General features: G+C 59.6%; 9 protein-coding genes. 3 read left to right on the top strand and 6 right to left on the bottom strand.

The genetic code is table 11. The features are described from left to right. Positions 1-1,305: 1,305 nt before the first annotated feature. Positions 1,306-1,791 (bottom strand): hypothetical protein, encoded by a 486-nt coding sequence (locus tag Q4P21_RS14210; RefSeq protein WP_303389394.1) that lies wholly within the window; start codon positions 1,789-1,791, stop codon positions 1,306-1,308. A 309-nt stretch (positions 1,792-2,100) separates the two neighbouring features. Between Q4P21_RS14210 and Q4P21_RS14205 the strand changes: the two genes are divergently transcribed. After that, positions 2,101-2,241, top strand: coding sequence for a helix-turn-helix domain-containing protein (locus tag Q4P21_RS14205; RefSeq protein WP_369598905.1), 141 nt, complete (start codon positions 2,101-2,103; stop codon positions 2,239-2,241). Between the two features lie 381 nt (positions 2,242-2,622). Beyond that, on the top strand, positions 2,623-3,102 hold the full coding sequence (locus Q4P21_RS14200) for a DUF1772 domain-containing protein (protein WP_303389393.1): 480 nt from the start codon (positions 2,623-2,625) through the stop codon (positions 3,100-3,102). A gap of 367 nt (positions 3,103-3,469) precedes the next feature. Here Q4P21_RS14200 and Q4P21_RS14195 read toward each other — a convergent pair whose 3' ends face one another. Together Q4P21_RS14195 and serS are read right to left on the bottom strand one after the other, a co-directional pair. Next, a complete protein-coding gene (locus tag Q4P21_RS14195) occupies positions 3,470-4,315 on the bottom strand; it encodes an HAD family hydrolase (protein ID WP_303389392.1) in 846 nt (281 codons plus the stop codon). 87 nt (positions 4,316-4,402) lie between these two features. Next, positions 4,403-5,680 carry a serine--tRNA ligase gene (gene serS / locus Q4P21_RS14190; protein WP_303389391.1) on the bottom strand — a complete coding sequence of 426 codons (1,278 nt, stop codon included), beginning with the start codon at positions 5,678-5,680 and terminating at the stop codon, positions 4,403-4,405. A gap of 51 nt (positions 5,681-5,731) precedes the next feature. Between serS and Q4P21_RS14185 the strand changes: the two genes are divergently transcribed. After that, the gene (locus tag Q4P21_RS14185; protein WP_303389390.1) at positions 5,732-6,799 is read left to right on the top strand and encodes a diacylglycerol kinase family protein; all 1,068 of its coding nucleotides are present in this window, start codon (positions 5,732-5,734) and stop codon (positions 6,797-6,799) included. A gap of 27 nt (positions 6,800-6,826) precedes the next feature. Here Q4P21_RS14185 and Q4P21_RS14180 read toward each other — a convergent pair whose 3' ends face one another. The 3 genes from Q4P21_RS14180 to Q4P21_RS14170 all read right to left on the bottom strand — a co-directional run bounded on the left by Q4P21_RS14180 (position 6,827) and on the right by Q4P21_RS14170 (position 8,445). Then, on the bottom strand, positions 6,827-7,000 hold the full coding sequence (locus tag Q4P21_RS14180) for a hypothetical protein (RefSeq protein ID WP_303389389.1): 174 nt from the start codon (positions 6,998-7,000) through the stop codon (positions 6,827-6,829). Positions 7,001-7,145: 145 nt separating this feature from the next. Continuing rightward, a complete protein-coding gene (gene pheA / locus Q4P21_RS14175; RefSeq protein ID WP_303389388.1) occupies positions 7,146-8,087 on the bottom strand; it encodes a prephenate dehydratase in 942 nt (313 codons plus the stop codon). 31 nt (positions 8,088-8,118) lie between these two features. Continuing rightward, positions 8,119-8,445: a rhodanese-like domain-containing protein gene (locus Q4P21_RS14170; RefSeq protein ID WP_207343658.1), complete on the bottom strand. Its 327-nt coding sequence runs from the start codon at positions 8,443-8,445 to the stop codon at positions 8,119-8,121. Between the last annotated feature and the right edge of the window lie 129 nt (positions 8,446-8,574).

Here is an 8,574-nt window from a genome sequence, read left to right as displayed (position 1 = left end):
CCGACCCCAAACCGTCCACAACCCATCTCACAACATGCCAAGCAACCAGCGACGTTCTGAGACGGTTATGCGACATTAGATGGGTAGCAGCCTGTGGCTGTCCGCGGATCCCAGTTTTGCGCCGGCCAGCAGACCCGAAACGTCGGGGGGCGGACAAGGAGTGCATCAATATGCTCTCAACTTGCCCGCCCCGTGTTACTGGTATTGCTGTGTCCGCCTCCTCCTGCTTGACGGTCCGGTACTGCTGATACTGCTCTGGCCCTCTCAAGCTGTCCGAGGACCAGATGTTGCTGGTATTGCTGTGTCCGCCTCCTCCTGCTTGACGGTCCGGTACTGCTGATACTGCTCTGGCCCTCTCAAGCTGTCCGAGGACCAGATGTTGCTGGTGTTGCTGTGTCCGCCTCCTCCTGCTTGACGGTCCGGTACTGCTGGTACTGCTACTGCTGGTGTTGCTCTAGCCGTCTCAAGCTGTCGACGACTAGGAATTACTGGTACTGCTGGTGTTGCTCTGGTCGTCTCATGCTGTCGACGACCAGGTATTACTGCAACGGTGCTTCCCCCTCTACAAAAACAACTACAACCACTGTGGGCGGGGGAACTTCCGTTCACTATTTTCTTACGAGAAAAAATATAGCCACTCTCTGAAATCTCGTCAAGTCAACATTGGGCGGTCTGAGTTAAGTCGCCTTTACCGTTGGCACGGGACCTACCTGGTAGCTCGCAACCGCTGGGCGGCACGTCATCGAAACCCCCTGCCTTGTCGGTTGGTCCCGACCGCTTCCTCGTTCCTGGGCTGCTAGCGGCTCCGGCCCTTATGCAGGATTTTCACCGCACCGGTTCGCCCTCACGACTTGCGTGCCCTGGATGTCTTCCCGGAGACCTTGACCACGACCGCGCTGGGCAGGATTCCTTGGCCTTGATCGGCACTTAACCGCTTTCTGTAACAGCCTCCCCATTGGCCACGCCGTCGAGACAGGCAGACAGCCCTTCACCTCGCACGGCTAGGTCGTATTTGAGGCCAGCCTCATCACGCAGTCCTTCGCATCAGCCTGTTTTCTTCGCCCGCGTTCTACTGGCAGCTCTGGTCCCCCGGACGGCTTCAACCAACACCTGGGTTGCCCGCCCCGTTACCACCCCTCCCGCAGAGCGTTCCCCATGCGGACAGACTTTGACTAGATCCAATCAACAAGCCGCAGGTCAGGGTCTACCCGGCTACACACACCCTTACCTTAAGATTTCGTCCGTAGGCGACCCTTTTCTTCGTCATAATGAAGCTCTTCACGGCACGGGCATCAGTTCAGTGCGCTACAACGGGCCAAAACTTCGATTCCCCACCGGATCAACCCAGCTCTGTGACATGTATTCGAGTTGTGCCCGCAGGGATGGATTCCGGTCAATGTGGTGGCGGAAATCTCGGCGTGCATAGTGGGAAAAAAATCCAGGAAGCACAAAGACGCTGGTCATGAGGATAAGAACCAACACATAAACGGCTGCGGCGCTGGCAATTCCTTTGGCGCCCATATGAAACCAGGGATCCAGCGGAAAACTGGCAAGAGCGATGAAAATTGCTGAAAGAAAAATTGCCGCACCTACGCCGGCAGAAATGCTCACTGCAGCACGCGAGAGCATGGGCAATTTTCCGCTGGCAACCTTCGAAATTTTGAGCTTTGAAACCAGTGGGCACAGCACCATGAGCAAAATGGCAACAACGATCAGAAGCGCCCATAGCCAGATGATCTGGGGCTGCCACACTGCGAGCAACAAGGCGATGCCAAGTCCAACGACGCCCACACCGGCGCACGCTGCAGCGAAACCGCGCCACTGTCCAAAACTCCAGGCCATGTCACGGAGGGCTGAAGGAGTGTCTCGGGGGAAGAACTTGGCCACATCCGACTCAAGCCAATATTGAAGTGACCGTTGAGGGGTTGATGATTGCAAATAGTTGAAGCCCAATGAACGTCCTTGGTTGTCGCAATATGTTCCGGAGCGCGGTGGTTTGCTGCAGCTTCACCCTATCCGCTGTGTACCACCCCTCGTCTCCTACCCATTTACAGCACGCTTCAAACATTGCGGGCCGCATTGGCCGAACTCGAGCGCTACATGATTCGTCGACGGACCATGGCCGGCCTCGCAGCCGCCCATACCAGACGAGCCAAAGGAGACAGCGACACCCAGATCGCCAAAGCACTTGGCATCTCCCGAGCATCCATCTACCGTCACCTTCCCATCAGCACTCCCTGAACCATCCCACCAAACAGATTCCTTAGCGCCAATCACCGTTCCACTACACACCAGACCCCAAGGCTCCGTTCTGATCCATGCTCGAGACGGAGTTCTCCAACCGCAGCACCTGGCCCACACTGCCAGGAAGCCACGACAGCTACAGGATGCTGGATTGTGGATTTCTACAATCAGAAACGGCTCCTCTGCGCCCTGGACTACCTGAGCCCGCTCGACTTCGAACACAAACTCAAGCTCGACCAAGTCCGGCCGGTAAAAGCCGCCTAACCAACCACCCAGGATTCGTGGAATACCTCCCACGGGCACCCTTAACAGGTGTGTTCATGTGGTCCATCCTCTGGATTAGATAGAAACTAACCGCTTCTAAAGAGGGGCTGTGTCATGGTGATCTTCGTGCTTTCCCTCAATGCGCTGGTCTTGATCGCTGTCCTACTAGGCATCCAACTCTTCGGCCAAGTCGCCTTTAATCCGGCGCTTCGGGCGGTCGACGCCACCGTCTACATCCAGATAAAGCAGTCCTTCGACATCACTGCACCAAGAATCGCCAAGCCAGTGATGCTGTTGTGCCTTGCAGCCGCCTTGGCCACCCTCGTCACCGCCTTGGTGAGCAGTTCGATGATGGTCATCGGCGCTAGCGCACTGTCCCTCAGCGCCCTCGTCATAGCCCTTCTTGCCGTTGTGCGGGGCGATCTGCCTATCAACCAAACCATGGCCAACTGGTCAGCTGAGGAACCACCGGAAAACTGGCGCGCTGTACGTACCCGCTGGGAGCGATTCTTCGCTCTACGAACCGGAGCCACCTGCCTGGCCCTAATCGCGACTGTGGTTGCGGCTCTCATCAGCGCGACAGAGCTGAGCTGATGCCCCGGGTGATCCGCACTACGGTGACAACTTCCTGAGGTGTATTACTGCTGGGGGACGTTCCTGAAAGAATTGTTTCCGTATCTTTTCAACCCACTCATTCCGGCGAGTTCAAGACCAATGCTGTTGCCTTGGCTGATTCCTCCGACCGCCCATTAGCTCTTGTAGCCGCTGAACGATCTGTCATTTCATCAGCTAAGCCAGATGTGATGCTCAAAATTTCAACGCCGTACCTACCTAGACAAGCAGACGCTTCGCGAACGCCGTGCCTTGGGCTCCGGATTTACCGTCGCTCACGCACCGCTTCAGGCTCGGGCACCCTTCGCCAGTTGACCGGCCAAGGCCAGCCGAGACAAACCCGCCTCAGCTACACCAAACTGCGCAGCACTGTGGCAACGCCGTCGTCGTACACGGAGGCTGTCACCTCATCGGCGGCGGCCTTCACATGGTCTTCGGCCTGCCCCATGGCCACGCCACGGTTGGCCCAGCGCAACATTTCAACGTCGTTGCTGCCATCGCCAACAGCCACCGTCAGCGACAGATCGATGCCCAAGGCCACCCGCAGTGATTCCAAAGCAGAGGCCTTGGTCACCCCGGCTGCGGCAATGTCCAGCCACGCGCTCCAACCAATGGCGTAGGTGACGCCGCTGAGCCCCACTTCTGCGATAGCGGCCGCGAATTCCTGCGTGCTGGCCTCGGTGCTGTTGACCACAACGCGCACCGCTTCCGCGCTGAGCAGGTGGTGGAAGTCGACGCCACGGGCCTCAATGCCAAAACTGTCGTCTTGGAAGCGGGAGGTGGACAAGAAGTTCCCCTCCGCGTCCTCCAACGCGAACCGGGCGCCGGGAACTCGCTCCTGCAGAGCTGTCAGGGCTGGCGCCGGGTCAAAGGTGACCCGGTCAATAATCTCCCAGCCGTTGGCCAGTGACGGGTCCAGGCGGATCGTCACGCCACCGTTGGAGCACACGCCATAGCCTTGGCGCAGTCCAATGGCTTCCACAATGGGAACCAGCGCACCCAGCGAGCGGCCCGTGGCGATGATGACCTCGTGGCCGGCGTCAACAACGGCGCGGGCTGCAACACGCACGGCGTCGCTCATGATGCCGTCGTGGTCCACCAGCGTCCCGTCAACATCGAGGGCAACAAGGTATTTGGTTGTTTCATTAACCCGGTCATCGGTGCCGGGGATTGCACTATTTACTGTAATTGTCATACCTCTAGTCAAACAGATGTGCCCAACAAAGGCCCAAGTGTTGGCTGTTAATACGGTGAACGCAGGATAAACATCTGTACCTGGGAGCTACAGAACCGGGAATACTTCCATGCCGCCGAGGTACTTGCGCAGGGCTGCCGGGACCGTCACGGAACCGTCCGCATTCTGGTGTTGCTCCAGGATGGCGACGATCCAGCGAGTCGTGGCGAGCGTCCCATTCAGCGTTGCCACGGCGCGTGTGGTGCCTTTGCCGCCGTCATCCGCCTGCTGGCGCTCACGGATGTTCAGGCGGCGGGCTTGGAACGTGGTGCAGTTGGACGTGGAGGTCAGCTCGCGATAGGCGTCCTGGGTGGGAACCCACGCCTCGCAGTCGAACTTGCGCGCTGCTGACATGCCCAGATCGCCAGCCGCCGTGTCGATGACTCGGTATGGAAGTTCCACCTTCGCCAGCATTTCCTCTTCCCAGGCGAGCAGGCGGGCGTGCTCCTCGGCTGCGTTTTCCACCGTGGTGTACACAAACATTTCCACCTTGTTGAACTGGTGGACGCGGATGATCCCGCGTGTATCCTTGCCCGAGGCGCCGGCCTCGCGGCGGTAGCAGGAGGACCAGCCCGCGTAGCGTACCGGCTCCCCCACGTTGATGATCTCATCCGCATGGTAGCCGGCCAAGGCCACCTCGGAGGTGCCCACCAGGTAGAGGTCGTCCTCGGCAAGGCGGTAAATTTCGGCATCATGCGCCACGTCAAAGCCGGTGCCGGCCATGGTCTCCGGACGCACCAGGGTGGGCGTGATCATGGGGATGAAGCCAGCCTCTATGGCCTGGTCCATGGCCATTTGCAGCAGTGCCATCTCCAGTCGGGCGCCAACACCCTTCAGGAAGTAGAAACGTGAACCGGAAACCTTGGCGCCGCGTTCCATGTCGATGGCGCCGATAAGCTCACCGATTTCCAGGTGGTCGCGTGGGGTGAAGTCTGGGAATTCGCGTGGCGTGCCCACGGTCTTGACCACGACGAAGTCATCCTCGCCGCCTACCGGGACACCCTCAGACACCAGGTTGGGCAGGGCGCGCACCAAGGCGTCCTGGGTTGCGGCGGCTTCATCCGATGCCGCTGACGCTGCCTTGACGGCGGCGGCCAGTTCCTTGACTTCTGCCAGCAGTGCCTGCTTTTCCTCGCCCTTGGCCGCAGCTACCTTCTTGCCGAAGGCTTTTTGCTCGGCGCGCAGCGTCTCAAAGGAGCTGATCGCAGACTTCCGGGCGGCGTCGGCGGCGATGATGGAGTCCACCACAGACGCGTCGGCACCACGGGCAAGCTGGCTGGCACGGTAGTTTTCGGGATTTTCGCAGAGGTCTCGTACATCGATCACCACCTAAGCCTATCCAATCAAAACAAGTTCACGGGCTAAGGTTGTTCAATCATGCCAACTGAAATTTTCGTCATCGTCATTGTGGTCGTCATTGTGCTGGCCGTTGCCGTCAGCTGGCTGGGTGTGCGCAAGCTCGCACAGAAGCACACCCGCAGCGCCGTGGCTGACTCCCCACACAAAATCCATCTGGCAAAACAGCAGGTGGTGTTCATCTACAACCCCACGAAAAGTGGGGCCGAGGCTGCCAAAACCCTCATTACGCGATCGGTCTCCAAAGCGGATTGGCCCGCGCCCATCTTCATGGAAACCACCGTTGAGGATCCGGGCTACTCCATGGCTACCGCTGCGCTGGAGGCCAAGGCCGACGTCGTCATTGTGGGCGGTGGCGATGGCGCAGTGCGCGCTGTGGGCCAGGTCCTGCGACACACCGAAGTGCCGCTTGCCATCATCCCCCTGGGCACTGGAAACCTGTTGGCCCGCAACCTCAAGCTTGACATCACTGACATTGCCGGATGCGTCCAGACCGCCTTATTCGGGCATCAGCGCCACATCGATGCGGGTTTGATGGAAATTGAGGACGGCGTGACCGGTTCCACTTCCAAGCATTCATTCATGGTCATCGCCGGGCTTGGCATGGACGCAGACGTCATGAACGACACCAGGTCCAAGCTCAAGGAACACGTCGGGTGGCTGGCCTACAGCGAAGCCGGCCTGCGTCATCTTGCCGGGCCGCGCAAGAAGGTCAGCATAGCGCTCGACGACGAGCCGGCCCAGCAGCGCAAGGTCCGTTCAGTGCTGTTCGCCAACTGCGGTCTGCTCCCGGGTGGCATTGACTTTGTCCCCGGCGCCTTGATTGACGACGGCGTGCTGGACGTTGTGGTGATCAGCCCCCGCAGCGCCTTTGGCTGGATGGCAATGGCCGGAAAGGTGGTCTTTCAGCACAAGAACCACTTGCCGGTCATTGACTTTTACCGTTCCCAGAAACTCATCATCCGCACGGTCATGCCGGTGGAGACACAGATCGATGGCGACCCAACGGGACCTGCCACGTGTGTCAAGGTAAGCGTGGAGAACAAGGCCGTGCTGGTGCGCGTGGCCTCGCCAGACGCCCTCCTGTAGCCACCAGACGGCTGCGCCGGTAGAGGACTAGTCCGTTTCGGGGCGCTTCGACTGCTCCTGAATGAGGCGTTCCTCTTCGTCAAAGCGCAAGTCATTAGCGTCGTCGCCCTCGTCGCCCACAGAGGTGTCCTTGTCGTCTCCCGTTCCGGGGTTCACGATGGTTCCCTCTTGGCGTTCATTCTTGCCTGCGTTCGCATCCATGGTTGCCTCGCCTCTTCCCTACTGGGGCAGTTTTCAACTCTCCACCCTAATGTTTTGTGGAGTTATGCAAAGCATAGGCTTGCATGTGCCCAAGCGAAAGGGACTCACCGCATGTGAACGCACTCCGGGATGGATGACCCGGTACTTAGCCGGTCAGGCCGTCAACCCATGCTGTGGCGTCGGCGAAGGCTGTGTCCGAATTGTAAGAGCGGATTAAGGGCGGCTGCTGGTCGGCGCGGGGATAAGAACCCAGGAAGCGGATGCCTGGGCTCACCCGATGCAGTCCGCGCAGCGCATCAGCAACACGGGCGTCACGGATATGGCCATCCACGTCGACACTGAACGTGTAATGGCCCAGGAACTGGCCTGTAGGCCGGGACTCGATCCGACTCAAGTTCACCCCACGGCTGGCAAATTGTTCCAGGATGGCCATCAACGCGCCAGGGTGGTCCTCGGGCAACGGAATCGCCAACGTGGTCTTGTCCGCCCCTGTCGGCTCGGGCAGTGAGCCGGGCTGGCCCACCAGCACAAACCGGGTGACGGCACCAATATTGTCTTCAATGCCAGCAGCAAGGATACTGAGCCCCGTCTGCTGGGCAACAAGTGGGGCGCACACTGCAGCCTGGAAAGTGGGGGTGCCGGTCAACAGCTGATGGGCGGCAGCCGCCGTCGAATTTGCCGGGACATGTGCGGCCAGCGGCAGGTGTTCGCCGAACCAGTCGCGTGTTTGTGCCCATGCGTGCGGGTGCGTGCCCACGGCAGTGATGTCTGCAAGGCTCACCCCGGCCTTGGCCACCAGCACGAAGCTCACAGGCACCACAACTTCATGGAGGATCCGTAGCTCCACACCGTTGGAAATGGCGTCCAACGTTGCAGGAACCCCACCTTCAATGGAGTTCTCGATCGGCAGCATGGCCGCAAAGGCTTCCCTGTTGCGGACTTTGGCGAGGGCAGCCGCCGCGCTAGTTGAAGGAATTCGCTGAGCACCGGCAGCACCCGGGACCTGCAACAGGGCAGACTCTGTGAACGTCCCCTCCGGCCCGAGGAAAGTCAGGGGCAGGGCGGAGTCAAGGGGCACAGAAATCATGGGTGGCCTGTCAGTTGAAATGAGTGAAGGGCTAGAGGACGCGCGGGGTTTCACCGTTTGAGGAAATCATGGGCTTGTCTGCTTCAAACCATGCTCCCATGCCGCCAACCACGTTGAACGAGCTGTAGCCGTTTTGGGTAAGCCACGTGGCGGCGCGGAAGGACCGCCCGCCGGTGCGGCAAATGACATACAAGTCGGTGTCGGGGTCCAGCTCCTCCAGGCGTTCCGGGAGCTGCTCCAACGGAATATGGATGGCCCCGTCCACATGCCCGGCCTCCCACTCGTAGTCTTCGCGGACATCCAAAATCACAGCGGTTCCGGACAACTCGGCAACCGTGGCATTCATGACTTCTGACATGTGTTTTCTCCTCGCAACAAAAAGACGTATTGAGTTCAAGCGTAGCCCTCGCGGGGGCCGGCGCGAGCGAAGCGAGGGTTGGGAGAGGGATGCGCGGTAGCCCCGTCCAAGCAGCCCAAATATGACGAA

This window comes from Arthrobacter sp., from assembly GCF_030540645.1.
GTDB lineage: Bacteria > Actinomycetota > Actinomycetes > Actinomycetales > Micrococcaceae > Specibacter.
This window is presented reverse-complemented; position numbering and strand designations above follow the sequence as displayed.

What these genes read in the sequence shown, in the direction of transcription:
- Q4P21_RS14185 (WP_303389390.1), top strand. Translation starts at nt 5,732, where the DNA reads ATGCCAACTGAAATTTTCGTCATCGTCATTGTGGTCGTCATTGTGCTG.
- Q4P21_RS14200 (WP_303389393.1), top strand. Translation starts at nt 2,623, where the DNA reads ATGGTGATCTTCGTGCTTTCCCTCAATGCGCTGGTCTTGATCGCTGTC.
- pheA (WP_303389388.1), bottom strand. Translation starts at nt 8,087, where the DNA reads ATGATTTCTGTGCCCCTTGACTCCGCCCTGCCCCTGACTTTCCTCGGG.
- Q4P21_RS14180 (WP_303389389.1), bottom strand. Translation starts at nt 7,000, where the DNA reads ATGGATGCGAACGCAGGCAAGAATGAACGCCAAGAGGGAACCATCGTG.
- Q4P21_RS14195 (WP_303389392.1), bottom strand. Translation starts at nt 4,315, where the DNA reads ATGACAATTACAGTAAATAGTGCAATCCCCGGCACCGATGACCGGGTT.
- Q4P21_RS14170 (WP_207343658.1), bottom strand. Translation starts at nt 8,445, where the DNA reads ATGTCAGAAGTCATGAATGCCACGGTTGCCGAGTTGTCCGGAACCGCT.
- Q4P21_RS14205 (WP_369598905.1), top strand. Translation starts at nt 2,101, where the DNA reads ATGATTCGTCGACGGACCATGGCCGGCCTCGCAGCCGCCCATACCAGA.